The sequence below is a fragment of the Actinoplanes sp. HUAS TT8 genome, from assembly GCF_051380535.1.
In the GTDB taxonomy this organism is placed as follows: Bacteria; Actinomycetota; Actinomycetes; order Mycobacteriales; family Micromonosporaceae; genus Actinoplanes.
Genome location: NZ_CP195646.1, coordinates 3,866,338 through 3,880,164 on the forward strand (window position 1 = coordinate 3,866,338; position 13,827 = coordinate 3,880,164).

Consider the following 13,827-nt stretch of genomic DNA (forward strand, 5'->3'; position numbering starts at 1 on the left):
GCGGTCCGCCCCGGCCCTCTACTGTGGATGCTAATCTCCCGCGCATCGAGCTCCGTCGAAGTAGGGAGTGGTGAGAAACTTGCTGAAGACCATCCTGAGGCGTGCCGCCGTCCTCGTCGCCGTCCTCACCGTCGGCCTGGCCGGGACCGCAATCCCGGCCGCCGCCGCGACAATCGTCAACAAAGCCTGTTTCTACTCGGTCGACAACGTCGGCCCGGACGGCAACTACCTCGTCCGATACTGCACCCGGGCCACCTGGACCGCGACCAGCAACGGCCGGCACCTCACCCTCCGGGTGAGCATCGCCCTCAACGGCCAGTGGCCGGTCAACGCCGAACCGTACGACTGCGCCTACACGATGTACGGAAAATACTCGAACCCGGCCGGCTCCGAATGGGCGATCACCCCGGCCGGCAAGAACTGCTCACCCGCCGTCGGACAGATCCCCCCGGGCCTCACCAGCTACTACACGTGGCTCTCGACCGACACCTCGGCCGACAGCGTCGTCATGGGCGCCTGCCTCTACCTGTACGACGCCAACCACAACATCGGCACCACCTGGTGCGGCGGCGCCCCGGCCTGGACCACCGCCTACGCCGACCGCGACCTGGGCTGGCTCCCCGTCTACCTGCACTGATCTCCCCCGGCCAGGCCGGCCTGCGTCCTGGATCCGCGAGCATCTGCGGCGCGACCTCGGCAACGAGAAACCACTCCCGGCGGTCCGGCGCGACGAAACCGTGAGCACCATCGTCGTCCGCCCCGACCGACTCCGGTAGGGCGCCCCTCGACCTGGGCCGCGCGGAACATCAGCTACGAGCGGAGGAAGTGAGCGAGATCCCCGGCGAGCCCGGTCATCTGCTCGCCGGCCTCCAACACGAACACGACCCGGGCCGACCAGGCGGTGTCATCCCAGGCACGGTCCGGCGCCCGCAGCGTCACCCCGAGCGACACGTGGCCGCGCCCGTCGTGCCGGGCATCGAGGGTCAGTTCGCGCTCCATCGACTGCCAGGTGCGCGGACCGTCCCAGCCCTGCCAGTCCGCCGCGAGCCTTCCCACGAAGCCGGACAACGTCGTCGACGTTTCGGCGTACACCCCATCAATGTTGGCGATGGTCTTCGCCGTCAGCCCGACGTGGTGCAGTTCCGTCTCGGCCGTGTAGATGAAGCCGTCCCCGTAGGGATCCTGCAGCGGGTGGATCAGCCAGCGAGCACCGCCAGCCACACCCAGGACGAAAAGTTCCTTCACGGTAAGCCAGTATGACAAAAGGGGAGGAACTGCCTAAACCGTCGGTCGGCCGACGTCTCCCAGCGTGTCCAGGAGACGTTCGCGAGCAACCTCCAAGCGCCTGCGGTAGTCGCGCCTGAAGACCTCGACGAGCGATTTGTCCAGCGAGCCGGCGATCGCGTAGAGCGGCGACCACACTGCACGGTCCCGGTTCACGAGCTCGTTGAACTCGGAACTGCCCATCATCATGCTGTGGAGCCAGTCCGACAGGACGAGCGCCTGGTCCCCGGTGAGCTTGATCGCGAAGTTGTCCTCAGACACGGAGGCGGGTTACGCACCGCACCCGCCACGTGGTCGCGTAAGGGTTGGTCATGTGGTCCTGGCGCCTCGGCACGGTGCGTCAGACCACAATCGGGCAGAACGCTTGGACCAGAGGCTCAAGATCCGAGCCGAACTCGCGGTGTCCATCAACGGTACGCCGATCCTGACTCGAATTCGCGACCGAGGGATTATGAGTCCCCTGCTCCAACCTGGCTGCTGCTGAGAGCGTGCAAGGCGCCCTCCGCCAGGACATGCCCCGCCCGGACGGGGGCGGGCACGTCGGTCCCGTCCAGCCATTCTGGTTCGAGGCCGTCCTCCCAGGCGACGATGCCGGTCGCGGCCGTGAGGGCCTCCTGGTCGCGCCCGTGCACGAGGGCCTCGGCCAGCCGCAGGTAGGCGCCGGGCTGCGTGCCGTCGAACTCCTCGGCCATGATGCTGATCCGATCCCCGATCCGACGCCCGTGGTGCGGATACAGGGCGGCCAGGCCGGCCAGCACGAACCTGACGGCCGGGGGTTCGAGTTCCCAGCGGGTGACCAGGGCGGGAAGCTGCTCACCGACCGCGCGGTGAACGTCGAGTGACCACGCCGCGGGCTCGGGTGAGCGGCCTGCGACCGTGGCCCGGTCGGCGTCGGCGAGCACTCCGTCCGCCCGTCGACCGGCGGCGACGAGCAGCCACACGTACAGGTCGAGCCGCTGCCGGGCGGGCACCGCCCCGGAGACGATCAGGCGGGTGAGGAACGGCAGCGCGGGCGCGGTCGCCGAGTAGCAGGTGCCCTGGTGCAGCAGGTCGTCCCCGAACAACTCGTCCAGGGTCTCGCCCCACTCGCCGAACGGGTCGGCCAACGCCCGGATCAGTCCCGGAATCTCCTCCGCGTCGCCATGGGCGTGCGAGAGTTCGTTCCACGGAATCTCGTCCAGTCCGGACAGGTCGATCGGCGCATCCTCGGCATGATCGGGAGTCAGGGCCAGGGTCGCGGCGGGCGGCGGTTCGACGAGCACGACGTTCGGCATGGGCGGACGCGCCCCCGGGTTGACGCAGACGATCGGGTCGCTGCTGCCGCGCTCGCTCGGCAACCCGCTCACGTCGAAGCGACTGCCGCCGTCCGGATACCCGCCGTACTGCTGGGCGATGAGTGCGGCGGCACGCCCGACGGCCTCGATCGTGCGATGGCCGATGGGGTCGACCGCGTACGGCCCGTCGTCGACGGCGATCACCACCCATCCGCCGCTGGGCGACGAACGGGCCGTGACATGGGCGAATCCGTACGATGCCAGCGCCTCAGCCAACTGTTGAGCGTAGTAGTCGTCGGGCACCGTGAACCGGTGGGTGCCTGCCATCGCCGACCAGCCGGTCATGTCGTCGTCTCCGATTCGTCGGGAGTCCTTGATCATCAAACCAGGGGCAACTCGTTTGCGGGGCCGGAACCGGTTCCATAGAGTGCTGGCGATCGCTGTCGACATCCAAACGGGGGATTCAGCACATGCCGATCGTGGAAGCGCGTGGCCTCACCAAGGTCTTCCGGAGGCCGGACAAGGGGCCTGGCCTGGCCGGCTCGGTCAAGCACCTGTTCACTCGCCGCTATCGGGACAAGGTGGCGGTTGATCACGTCGACCTGTCGATCGAGGCGGGTGAGGCGGTGGCCTACGTCGGGCCCAACGGGGCCGGGAAGTCGACGACGGTGAAGCTGCTCAGCGGGATCCTGGTGCCGACCGAGGGCGAGGTGCGCATCGACGGCCTGCACCCGCAGCGTGATCGGATGACCGTCGCGCACAAGATCGGCGTGCTGTTCGGGCAGCGCACGCAGCTGTGGTGGGACCTGCCCGTCGCGGAGTCCTTGGCGGTGCTGCGGGACATCTACGGTGTCGGCGAGAAAACGTACCGTAAGCGTCTTGATCGGTTTGATGAAGTGCTCGGGCTCGGCGAGATCCTTCCGATCCTGGGTCGCAAGCTGTCGCTGGGTCAGCGGATGCGCGCCGATCTGGCGGCCGCGCTGATCCACGGGCCGCAGGTGGTCTATCTGGACGAGCCGACCATCGGGCTCGACCTGGCGGTGAAGGACCGGGTGCGCGAGTTCTTCCGCGGGCTGCGCGACGAGGGCACCACGGTGATGCTGACCAGCCATGATCTGGCCGACATCGAGGGGTTCTGCCGCCGTCTGGTGATCATCGACGAGGGGCGGATCATCTTCGACGGCGACCTCGAAGGGGTCAAGGACCGGTTCGCGCGGGAGCGGATCCTGCATGTGGAGACCGAGCATCCGGTGGCGCTGGAGGATCTGCGTGCGTCGCTGCCCGATGCGGCGATAACCGCCGAGGATCAACTTCATTTCGCCGTACGTTTTGACCGGTTCGCCATGACCGCGGGCCAGGCGGTGTCGGCCGTGGCCGGTCTGGCCAGCCTGGTCGACTTCCGGATGGACGAGCCGAGCATCGAGGACGTCATCCGCCGCGTCTACTCCGGCGAGCTCGTGCTCGGTGAGAACCGGTGAGCAGCCCGTACCGCGCTCTGGCCCGGGCGACGGCGCGGTCCGCTCTCACGTACAAAAGTAATCTTTTTCTGGGTCTTTGTGCGGTCCTCTTCCAGCTCGTCGCTCTGCTGGCGGTGTGGCGGGTGGTGCTGGGCGACTCGCCGTCGGTGCAGGGTTTCACCTGGCCCCAGATGCGGTCGTATCTGCTGGTGGCGTTCGCCGCGGGCACGCTGGTGTCGGTGTTCGGCGATTTCCGGACCGCGCACCGGATCCAGAGCGGCCTGGTCGCGCTCGACATCATCAAACCGCTCGACTTCCAGCGCGCCCGGTTCGCCGAGACGCTCGGCGGGGCCTGGATCGAGGTCGTCGTGGTCGCGGTCGTCGCGGGTCTCACGCTGAGCTTCACCGGCGGCGTCGACCTTCCTTCGGGTACGGCATCGGCCCTGTTCACGGCCAGTCTGCTGCTGCTCGTACCGCTGAAGTTCGTGATCGTCCACCTCAGCACCCTGGCTTGTTTCTGGACGCAGAACTTCATCGGCGTCCAGTGGACCCGGCTGGCGCTGGTGAATCTGCTGTCCGGCGCGCTCATCCCGCTCACCTTCCTGCCCGGCTGGCTGGCCGCGGTCGCGCAGTGGTCGCCGTTCGCCGGCCTGGTCTCCACCCCGGCGCTGATCTTCATCGGACGTGTCGACCCCGGGCGGGGCCTGCTGCTGGTCGCCGTGCAGCTCGGATGGGTGGTGGCGCTCTGGTTCGGCGCCCGGCTGATCTGGCGGGCCGCGCTGCGCCGGCTGACCGTGCACGGGGGCTGAGTCGATGCGCACCTTTCGCCTGTATCTGAGACTGCTCGGCGCGCACGTGCGCTCGATGCTGGAGTACGAGTCCGACTTCCTGCTGATGGCCGGCGCGACCGTCCTGACCCAGGTGGTCAACGTCGTCTTCGTGTCCGCTCTGTTCGCCCGGGTTCCGCAGCTCAACGGCTGGACGTTCTGGGCCGTGGTGATCATGTTCGGTCTGGTCGCGCTGGCCGAGGGCGTCGGTTCGCTGTTCTTCCAGGGCATGTGGGACCTGCCCTGGCAGATCAACCAGGGCGACCTGGACTACTTCCTGGTCCGCCCGTACCCGGTGGCGTTGCAGGTCAGCAGTGCCGCGGTCGGCGTCAACGGGCTCAGTAACATCGTCACCGGCGGACTCATGATCGGAGCCGGGATCGCCCACGTCAGCGTCGACTGGACCTGGTGGCGGGTCCTGCTGGCGATCCTGCTGCTGATCAGCGCGGCCGTCATCAAGGTGTCGATCAACCTGGCGACCAGCGCGGTGTCGTTCTGGATGACCAGCCCGACCCCGATGTTCGCGTTCGCCGTCCACCAGGCCGGTGACCTCACCCGATTCCCGTTGTCGATCTACCCGCTGGCGTTGAAGGCGGTGCTCGGGTTCGCGCTGCCGTTCGCCTTCATCAGCTTCTTCCCGGTCGCGTACCTGCTCGACAGCGGGCCGTCGCACTGGCTGGGCCTGCTGACACCGCTGGTGGCCGCCTACTGCGCGGCCACCGCGGCGATCATCTTCAAACGCGGCCTGCGTCGCTACGAGAGCGCCGGGAACTAGACCCGGCGCAGCTGCGTGAACACGGTCGGGCCGGCCGGCTCGGCCAGGACGATCCGGAAGTCGGCCGGGGTGACGAACAGGCGGTCGCCCTGGCCGGCCACGACCGGGAACGTGATCAGGCGGTACTCGTCGACCAGGCCGGCCGCGGCCAGCTGGTGGACCAGGCTCGTGCTGCCGATCACCACGATGTCGGTCGACTCCCGGTTCTTCTCGACCCAGGCGACGGCTTCGCCGTCGATCACCTCCGAGTTCGGCCATGCTTGCGCATCGATGCCGGTCCGGGTGGCGACCATTTTCGGTACGGCGTTCATCACGCGCGCGTAGTCGCCGTCCCGCTGCGGCCACACCTTCGCGAACGCCTCCCAGGTGCGACGGCCGTACAGCTGAACGCCTTTGGTCATGCGCTCACCGAGCCGGAACTTGTCGTCGGCGACGGGACCGGCACCGAACCGGAACGCCCAGCCGCCGTAACTCGTGCCGCCGCGCCCGTCCGGGTCCGACACCACGCCGTCGAGCGTGGAAAACTGGATGACGATGACATCGCCCACGATGGGATCCCTTCGGTCGGAACTCTCTCACCGACCACATACCGGCGCGAGCCGCCGAACTCATCGGGGACGTCACCGTGTTTGAAGAATTCCGTGGAGACCTGCTGGCCCACTGCTACCGGATGCTCGGCTCGATCCACGAGGCCGAAGACCTGGTGCAGGAGACGATGCTGCGCGCCTGGAAAGCCTCCGACCGGTACGACCTGGCCCGCGCGTCGCTGCGCACCTGGCTGCACCGGATCGCCACCAACGCCTGCCTGACCGCCCTCGACGGGCGGACCCGGCGCCCGCTGCCGAGCGGCCTCGGCCCGGCCGGCGACGATCCGTTCGCCCCGCTCACCCCGGCGCTCGACATCCCGTGGCTGCAGCCGTTCCCGGACCCGGCCGACACCGCCCAGCAGCGGGCCGGGCTCCGGCTCGCCCTCGTCGCCGCGCTGCAACTGCTACCGGCCCGGCAGCGGGCGGTGCTCCTGCTGCGCGAAGTCCTGCAGATGCCGGCCGCCGAAGTCGCGGACATCCTGGACACCAGCGTGGCCTCGGTCAACAGCAGCCTGCAGCGCGCCCGGGCCACCCTGCGCACCGCCACGCCGTCACTCGACACACTCCGCGAACCGGACGTCGCCGCGGACCGGGCAGTGATCACCCGGTACGCGGCGGCGTTCGAGGCCGGCGACGTGGCCGCCCTGAGCCGGCTGCTGGCCGACGACGTCACCCTGGAGATGCCGCCGGTCAACCTCTGGCTGTCCGGGCGTGACCACTTCCGGACATTCATGGAACGGGTCTTCGCCATGCGCGGCGGTGGCTGGCGAGCCGTTTCGATCGCGGCCAACGGCGGGCCGGCGCTCGCCGCCTACGCGCCGGGCGGTGGCGCCCACTCGATGCAGCTGTTCACCGTGGCCGACGGCCTGATCCGGAGCTGCGTGACCTTCGTCGATCCGGCCCTGTTCCCGGCGTTCGACCTACCCCCAGCAGCGGTGACTGCCGTCGATCCGCAGTAGTGGAGCATCAGCCCAGTATTTGCTGTTCCCGCTGCTGCCGGTACCGGAGCAGCGGCTCGACGACGCCGGCCGGGCCGTGCTCGAAGGTCGTCTCCCTCGCCGCAGGGTGGTCGTCCTGGCGTGAGGCTCGCGGGCGCGGACGCAAGGATCAGCGGATGGATGATCTCGCCAGGTTCCTTCAGGACCGCGTCGACGATTCATCCAGTTACCGGCACAGCCAATGGCCGTCGCCGTCGTGGCGGGTTACCTCGCCGCTCGGCCGCCGGACGTAAATCGCTGCGTCGGACACCCAGATGTGGTCGCCGGGGTGAAGGAGCAGGGGCTGCGGCAGCTCGACGGCCCAGTCCTCCGATTCCACCATGGTCACCATGGTCAGGCGTGTCACCGGCTGCGGTTCGGTTCGGACGATTCCGTCGGCATCGTCGCCGCGGCCGAGCTGCATCTGCACGCGTCGAGGCTACCGCCGGCGGTGCGGACTTGGCGGGTCATGGCCGGAGCCTCCCCGGCAGGGTCGCCGGGGAGGCTCCGATCGTCGGTGGGTCAGCTCAGAGGCGCGGGTCCTCCTGGATCTTCAGGGCGTTGAGGATCGGGTCGGCCTCGTCCTTCTCGCGGGTGAACAAGAGGGTCAGGTCGCCGCCGGTGTGTTCGACGGTGATCGTGTTGGTGTCGGCGGTCAGCGCGCCGACCTTCGCCTGGACGTCGTGGTCGTAGAGGGCGATCTTGCCGTCGGCCAGGACGTCGAAGGCGCGTTTGCCGGGCTTGACCTTGTCGAGCTCGGCGAAGTCGAGTTCGATCCGGTAGGTTCCGGCCGGGGCGTTCTTGAACACGTACTTGAACGTCTCGCCGGTCCGCTGGGTGCGGTAGAGCGCGTCGTCCTTGGTGCCGGCGATGTCGGCCCGGGTGGTGCTCACCTTGCCGCCGACGTAGTTCTGGTCGGGTGACCAGACGAAGCCGTCGGTGCCGATGTGGCCCTTGCCGCCGGCGTCGATGCCCTTCCAGTAGGCCGACGTGGCCAGGCGGACCGGCTTGAGTTGGGTGTCGCCCTTGCCGGCGTTGGTGGCCACGAGCAGGTTCCCGGCGAGCACGCCGGGTTTGAGGCCGGTGTTGTCGGCGGTCACCGTGACCGTGGTGGCCTTGCCGGCGGCGAGCGTGACCGTGCCGGTCGCGGCCGCGCCGGTGAGGGTCAGCCACGGAAGGTCGCTGCCCTGTTCGCTGATCCGCACGTCGAGCGGGGCGGAGCCGCTGTTGGTAACGGTCACCGTGCCCGTCGCCTTCTGGCCCTTGTCGAGGAGCCAGTCCAGGTCCGTGCCGGTGACGGTGGCGATGCCCGTGGTCAGCGCCGTGTTCCGTACCTCGGCCTGGTCTTTTTTGGTGATGGTCACCGTCTGGCTGGTGGCGATGTAGTTCGGCGCCTCGATCCGCACGGTGTTCGCGCCGATCAGGGCCTGGGCCTTCCACCGGCCCTTCACGTCGGTCGTGATGACCCTCTCGCCGAGCGTGACGATCGCGCCTTCGATCGGCTTGCCGTCGTTCTTGTCGGTGACCGTGCCCTCGATCGTGCCGGCGGCCGGGAGGCTGTACTCCAGTCCGAGGCCGGTTTTCAGGACGGGCTGGTCGGCCGAGTACTGGCCCGCGGGGTTGCGGTTCAGGCTCTGCACACCGACCGTCGCCGACGATCCCTGGGTGAGGGGGTTGTCGCCGCCGACGCCGTCGCCGTAGCCGATCTGGATCCGGCCGTCGGCGATCAGGGTGACCGAGAAGCTGACGCGAGCCGTCCGGTCGCTGTAGAAGGTGGCGTTGCGCCATTCGACGATCTGCGCCGGCACCCCGTCCACCTCGGTCGTGCCGAAGTAGATGCCCGCTTCGTCGTCGATGATCAGGTCGTCCCAGAACGGGTAGATCGCGTCGGCCGGGGACGGTGACGGGAGTGCCGTGTTGCTTCCCGACGTGTCGGCGCGGTCGAAGATCAGCGATCCGTTGGTGGTCACGCACACGCCGTCCCAGGCGCTGTCGTAGAACGGCTGGAGGTAGTCGTCGCTGAACCACAGCACGCCACAGCTGTCGTCGCCGTGCCAGCCGGACTCCTCGGTGCCCTGGCGGTAGAGCCCGTCGGTCACCCTCATCGTGTACGAGCGGCCGGCCGGAGCCACCGGTACCGGGCCCGGGTCGGGCTGCTCGGGCTGTTCCTCGGGCGGCGCCGCGTCGGCACGCGGGTCGAGTGTCACCCGCAGCGCGGCGATGCTCGGCGGCTTGAGGCCCTTCGAGCCGCGCAGTTCCACGGTCAGCGGACCGCCCGGGTGCTGCACGACCGCCTTGCGCCAGTCGGCGGTGTCCGGCCCGACGGCCGCGGTCGGGTCGTAGGCATAATCGGTCAGTCCGCCGTCCACGAGGACGTCGAACACCCGCTTCCCCTTACCGGCCTTGTCGATCTCGGCAAAACCGAAGTCGATCGCGTACGTGCCCTTTGGCGCGTCCGGGAAGCGGTAGAACAGCGATTTGTCCGACGTGGTGCGCTGCGACTGGAACAGGGCGTCGTCGGTCGTACGGGAAATCGGGGTCCTGGTGGTGTTGATCTTTGTCTTGCCCTCGTAGCCCCAGGACTTCTTGCTCGCGGCCTGGTCGGCCGACCAGGTGAAGCCGGAGCCGTCGGTCAGCTTGGTGCCGCCGGCGTTGACGCCGACCTGGTACTTGGTGGTCGTGAGGGTCACCGGGACGTAGGTCTTGGACTGACGTCCGGAGTCGGACCGGACCACGATGTTCGCGCCCTGGACCCCGGGCTGGGCGCCCTTGGCCGAGATCGAGACCTTGACGGTCGTCGTCTGGCCGGGGGCGAGGGTGCCGCCGGTCGAGGAGAGCGACAGCCACGGCAGATCGGTGAGCAGGTCGTCCTCGACGTCGACGAGCACGACGTCGTCGGCCAGCTGGTCGGCCGCCCACAGCGCCCCGGTGGCGTCGGTCTCGAGGCCGCCGCCCTGGCCGGCCTTCTGGCCCGGGAACCACCAGGCGTTGACCAGCGAGCAGTCGTCCGGGTCGACCTGCAGCAGGCGGGTCGGCCGGTTCGAGGTGAGGTCGGTGTACCAGATCGTGTCCGACGCCTGGTTGTAGGCCAGGCCCATCACCTCGGGCAGCGGCGGGGCGCAGAAGGACAGCAGCGCACCCGCGTTGTCGTGCGACGTGCCGGCGACGGTGCCGATCATGCCGTTGGCGCGGCCGCCGACGTAGAAGACGTCCTGTGCCGGGTTGTAGGCGAGACCGGTCAGCTGCAGCGTGGACCAGTCGCCCTTGATCTGCCGGGTCTCCTTGCCGGTGTCCCGGTTGAAGCAGTGGATGTAGCTGGCCGGGCTGTCCTCCATCTGACACATGTCACCGGTCTTGGTGTCCAGGGCCATGTCGAACGCCCGGTAGTCGGGGTTCCACGACGCGTCGAACACCTTCCCGGTCTTCTTGCCGGTCACCGTGTACGCGGTGTTGGTGCGCGCGTTGTAGTCGTGGACCCAGACGTCACCGTCGTAGCCGATGCCGGAGGGTTCCTTCTCGGCGATCGTGCCGGGAATCTCGATCCGGGTGATGACGTCACCGCCGGAGGTCGGGCCGACCTTGGCCGCGGCCTGCGCTTCGGCGGCGCTCGACGTAGCCGGTTTGCCGTCGACGTTCGACGGCTTCATGCCGCTCGCACCGGACTTCCAGCCGGCCAGGTCGATCGTGCCGGTCGCGCCCGTGCCGGTGCGCGCGGTGGCGCCGGCGGCGTCGAGTTCGGGGTGCCGCGCGGCCTCACCCAGGCTGTACGTGAGCGGCGCGGATCCGTTGTTGGTCAGCGTGAGCGTGCCCGCGCCGTTCTGGTCGGTGCCCAGCAGGGTGTCGAGGCCGTCGGCTTTCAGACCGGCGGCGCCCGTGGTCAGACGCGCGTCGATCGTGGCCTTGGCGTAGAGACTCTTCAGCGCGAACGGGTACGACCCGGTCGTGTAGTTCGTCGCCTCGACCGTCATCGTGTAGTCGCCGACCGGGAGCTGGCGGTGCACGATGCCGGTCCCGTTGGTGGTGACGGTCTCGACCAGCCCGTTCTTGTCGCTGAAGGAGACCTTCGCGCCGGCGACCGGCAGCCCGTCGTTCTTGTCGACGACGGTCGCGTCGAGGTACCCGAAGTCCGGCATGTCGTAGGTGACGATCATGCCGTCGTGCAGCACCGGGGTGTGGTCGGAGAACCGGATGCCGTCGACGCCGGCCCAGCCCTGGATGCCGGTGACGGCCTGCTCGCCGGCGGTCACCGGATCGTCGGTGCCGATGCCGTCGCCGTACCCGAAGATCATGGTGCCGGAGCGGGTGAGGGTGGCCGAGAAGTTGACCGGCTCGCTGTACTCGGCCCGGGTCGGCCAGGACCAGAGCTTGGCGTTGCGGTACTCGACGACGAACGCGTCCTCGCCGTTGACCTTGGTGGCCGCCGTGAAGATGCCGCCGCCGGGGGCGAACTCGACCGGGGTCTGGACGTAGAGCGGGAAGATGCCGGCACCGCCGAAGCCCGGGCTGGTGCTGGTGTCCGGGGAGATGACACCCCGCAGGCCGATGCCGAGGGTGTCGTGGGTGCCGTTGTAGAGCGCGATCGGGAACGGCAGCTTCACCGTGGCCCAGACCCCGCTGTCGAAGGTGACCGGGTCGGTGCCGCGCAGGTACTCGCCCTCCGTGACGGCGCAGCTGTAGCCGCCCTGGTCGACGACGAGCCCGACCGGGATCTCGGACGGCTGGTTCTGCGCGCCGACGGTCAGCGGGACCGTGCTGGGCGAGAAGCAGGCGTTGGGCTGGACGGTCAGACCGTAGGTGCCCTCGGGGACCGCGGTGATCGTGAAGGCGCCGGTGGCGTCCGTACGTACCGTCTTCAGGGGGGTGTCTTTGATCTTCACGTCGGCGTTCGGGACCGGCCGCTTCTTGTCGTCGACGACCCGGCCGCTGATGTCGTGCCTCGCGGCGGCGGTCAGCGGCAACGTGACAGTGGTGTCCTGGCCGAGAGTGATCGTGACGTCGGCGGTCGCGGTCAGGTAGCCGAAGACCTTGGTGCTGAGCTTGTAGTCACCGGCCGGGAGGTTCGTGGTGAACCGGCCGTCGGCGTCGGTGCCGATCGACCGGCTGAACGGGCCGCTGATCGTCACGTCGGCGGCCGGGACCGGGGCGCCGTTCGCGGTGACGACACCGGTGAGGGTGCCGCCCTTGCGGGGCGCGAGCTCCAGCAGGCGGACCAGGTCGAGCCGGCCCTCGCCGTACTTGTTGTTGATCTCGGCGGTGCCGCCGCACTCGGTGTCGTCGACGTCGACGGCCGACTCGCCGAGCAGGCGGCGGGTCTCGTCGACCTGCCCGATCAGGGTCGGATCGTAGCTCCAGAGGTCAGCGACGGCGCCGGCGATGTGCGGGGCGGCCATCGACGTGCCGGACATCTCGATGTAGGTGTTGTTCGGGTAGGACGAGCGGACGGCGTCACCGGGGGCGGAGATCTCGGGCTTGATCTTGCCGTTCTCGCCCTCGCCCTTGCGGGAGAACGACGCGAGGGTGCCGTCCGAGGAGTAGGCGCCGACCGAGTACGCGTCCTCGGCCGAGCCGGGCGAGGAGACGGAATCGCAGTCCGCGTACGGCGTGGTGTTGCCGGACGACCAGACGCTGAAGATGCCAGCGGCGGTCCAGGCCTCGTCGATCGCCTGGAAGAAGTTGTCGAAGTTGTGTTCGACGGTCTGGCCCCACGAGTTGTTGACCACGTGCGGGCGCTTGGACGGGTCGGGGTTGTTCCCCTGCAGGTCGGTCGGCGCGAGCAGCCACCAGCCGGACGACAGCAGCGACTCGACGCCGGAGCTGTCGCAGCAGCCGTTCGTCGCGATCCACTGCGCGTCCGGTGCGACACCGACGTGGTCGGTGCCGTCGGAGCCGACCATGGTGCCCATGGTGTGCGTGCCGTGGCCGTTGTCGTCACAGGGCGCGGTCGTGCACGAGCCGCGGGTGGCCATCCAGTTGTAGTTGTGGTCGACCGTGCCGTCGGGCTTGGTGCCGCGGTACTGGTGCAGCAGGGCCGGGTGGTCGAACTGCACGCCCGAGTCGAGGTTGGACACGGTGATGCCGGCGCCGGTGGCCCCCATGGCCCACGCCTGCGGGGCGTGGATGGACTCCAGGCCCCAGGTGACGGTCTCGTCCACGGTGGCCCTCGATGCGGCCGGGGCCTTTTCGTCCACCGGCGTGACGAGCGCGGCCTGCGGCGTCGTGTGGATCTCGGCGACCTGCACCCGTGACGCCACGGTCAGGGCCAGTTTCTCGGTGCCACCCTTGACCAGTACGGCGTTGGCGATCGGGTACGAGGTGTACTTGACGCCGGCCCGGTCGAGGTCGGAGGAGACGGACGCGACGGAGGTCTTGGCCGCCGCGGTCAGCGCGTCGTAGACGAACCGGCCACGGGCCGTCCAGTCGGCGATCTTCTTCGCCGGCGCCAGGTCGGCCTTGTTCTCGAAGGTGATCCAGAAGTCGGAGGACGGCTGCGTCCGGAAACGGTCGGTCAGGTCGGACGCGATCTTGCCGGCCGGTGTGCCGGGATCGGGTGCCGCAGAAGCGGGTAGCTGCTGCAGCATGCTCAGGCCGACCGCGGCGGCCATTGTCATGGCGAGGGCTTTGAGTCTCATGGGGGTCCGTTCCGCCT

The 13,827-nt window shown here is 68.9% G+C and carries 11 protein-coding genes; 5 read left to right on the top strand and 6 right to left on the bottom strand.

Annotated features, from left to right (window positions below; translation table 11 throughout):
* The first annotated feature begins 70 nt into the window (after positions 1 to 70).
* Entirely contained in the window at positions 71 to 637 is a 567-nt protein-coding gene (locus ACSHV8_RS17600) for a hypothetical protein (RefSeq protein WP_436534367.1), read from the top strand.
* A 173-nt stretch (positions 638 to 810) separates the two neighbouring features.
* Here ACSHV8_RS17600 and ACSHV8_RS17605 read toward each other — a convergent pair whose 3' ends face one another.
* The 3 genes from ACSHV8_RS17605 to ACSHV8_RS17615 all read right to left on the bottom strand — a co-directional run bounded on the left by ACSHV8_RS17605 (position 811) and on the right by ACSHV8_RS17615 (position 2,939).
* Positions 811 to 1,245 carry a DUF6228 family protein gene (locus tag ACSHV8_RS17605; protein ID WP_436534368.1) on the bottom strand — a complete coding sequence of 145 codons (435 nt, stop codon included), beginning with the start codon at positions 1,243 to 1,245 and terminating at the stop codon, positions 811 to 813.
* Between the two features lie 33 nt (positions 1,246 to 1,278).
* On the bottom strand, positions 1,279 to 1,545 hold the full coding sequence (locus tag ACSHV8_RS17610) for a hypothetical protein (RefSeq protein WP_436534370.1): 267 nt from the start codon (positions 1,543 to 1,545) through the stop codon (positions 1,279 to 1,281).
* 188 nt (positions 1,546 to 1,733) lie between these two features.
* Positions 1,734 to 2,939 carry a hypothetical protein gene (locus tag ACSHV8_RS17615; RefSeq protein WP_436534372.1) on the bottom strand — a complete coding sequence of 402 codons (1,206 nt, stop codon included), beginning with the start codon at positions 2,937 to 2,939 and terminating at the stop codon, positions 1,734 to 1,736.
* Between the two features lie 89 nt (positions 2,940 to 3,028).
* Here ACSHV8_RS17615 and ACSHV8_RS17620 point away from each other — a divergent pair, with 89 nt between their 5' ends.
* Genes ACSHV8_RS17620 through ACSHV8_RS17630 form a run of 3 tightly spaced genes read left to right on the top strand, consistent with a single transcriptional unit; the run spans position 3,029 to position 5,617 of the window.
* A complete protein-coding gene (locus ACSHV8_RS17620; RefSeq protein ID WP_436534374.1) occupies positions 3,029 to 4,036 on the top strand; it encodes an ABC transporter ATP-binding protein in 1,008 nt (335 codons plus the stop codon).
* On the top strand, positions 4,033 to 4,824 hold the full coding sequence (locus tag ACSHV8_RS17625) for an ABC transporter permease (RefSeq protein ID WP_436534376.1): 792 nt from the start codon (positions 4,033 to 4,035) through the stop codon (positions 4,822 to 4,824). The genes ACSHV8_RS17620 and ACSHV8_RS17625 overlap by 4 nt, the downstream gene beginning before the upstream one ends.
* 4 nt (positions 4,825 to 4,828) lie before the next feature.
* Entirely contained in the window at positions 4,829 to 5,617 is a 789-nt protein-coding gene (locus ACSHV8_RS17630; protein ID WP_436534378.1) for an ABC transporter permease, read from the top strand.
* Here the strand turns inward: ACSHV8_RS17630 and ACSHV8_RS17635 are convergent.
* Positions 5,614 to 6,165, bottom strand: coding sequence for a dihydrofolate reductase family protein (locus ACSHV8_RS17635; protein WP_436534380.1), 552 nt, complete (start codon positions 6,163 to 6,165; stop codon positions 5,614 to 5,616). The two genes, ACSHV8_RS17630 and ACSHV8_RS17635, sit on opposite strands and share 4 nt — an antisense overlap.
* 77 nt (positions 6,166 to 6,242) lie before the next feature.
* On the opposite strand from ACSHV8_RS17635, the gene ACSHV8_RS17640 reads away from it, so the two are divergent.
* Positions 6,243 to 7,163, top strand: coding sequence for an RNA polymerase subunit sigma-70 (locus ACSHV8_RS17640; protein ID WP_436534382.1), 921 nt, complete (start codon positions 6,243 to 6,245; stop codon positions 7,161 to 7,163).
* Between the two features lie 205 nt (positions 7,164 to 7,368).
* On the opposite strand, the gene ACSHV8_RS17645 is transcribed toward ACSHV8_RS17640, so the two are convergent.
* Positions 7,369 to 7,611: a hypothetical protein gene (locus tag ACSHV8_RS17645; RefSeq protein ID WP_436534384.1), complete on the bottom strand. Its 243-nt coding sequence runs from the start codon at positions 7,609 to 7,611 to the stop codon at positions 7,369 to 7,371.
* Positions 7,612 to 7,708: 97 nt separating this feature from the next.
* The gene (locus tag ACSHV8_RS17650; RefSeq protein WP_436534386.1) at positions 7,709 to 13,810 is read right to left on the bottom strand and encodes a S8 family serine peptidase; all 6,102 of its coding nucleotides are present in this window, start codon (positions 13,808 to 13,810) and stop codon (positions 7,709 to 7,711) included.
* Positions 13,811 to 13,827: the final 17 nt, after the last annotated feature.

Bases quoted from the DNA above. Each gene is read 5' to 3' on its own strand.
- ACSHV8_RS17630 (WP_436534378.1), top strand. From the start codon at position 4,829: ATGCGCACCTTTCGCCTGTATCTGAGACTGCTCGGCGCGCACGTGCGC.
- ACSHV8_RS17650 (WP_436534386.1), bottom strand. From the start codon at position 13,810: ATGAGACTCAAAGCCCTCGCCATGACAATGGCCGCCGCGGTCGGCCTG.
- ACSHV8_RS17620 (WP_436534374.1), top strand. From the start codon at position 3,029: ATGCCGATCGTGGAAGCGCGTGGCCTCACCAAGGTCTTCCGGAGGCCG.
- ACSHV8_RS17615 (WP_436534372.1), bottom strand. From the start codon at position 2,939: ATGATCAAGGACTCCCGACGAATCGGAGACGACGACATGACCGGCTGG.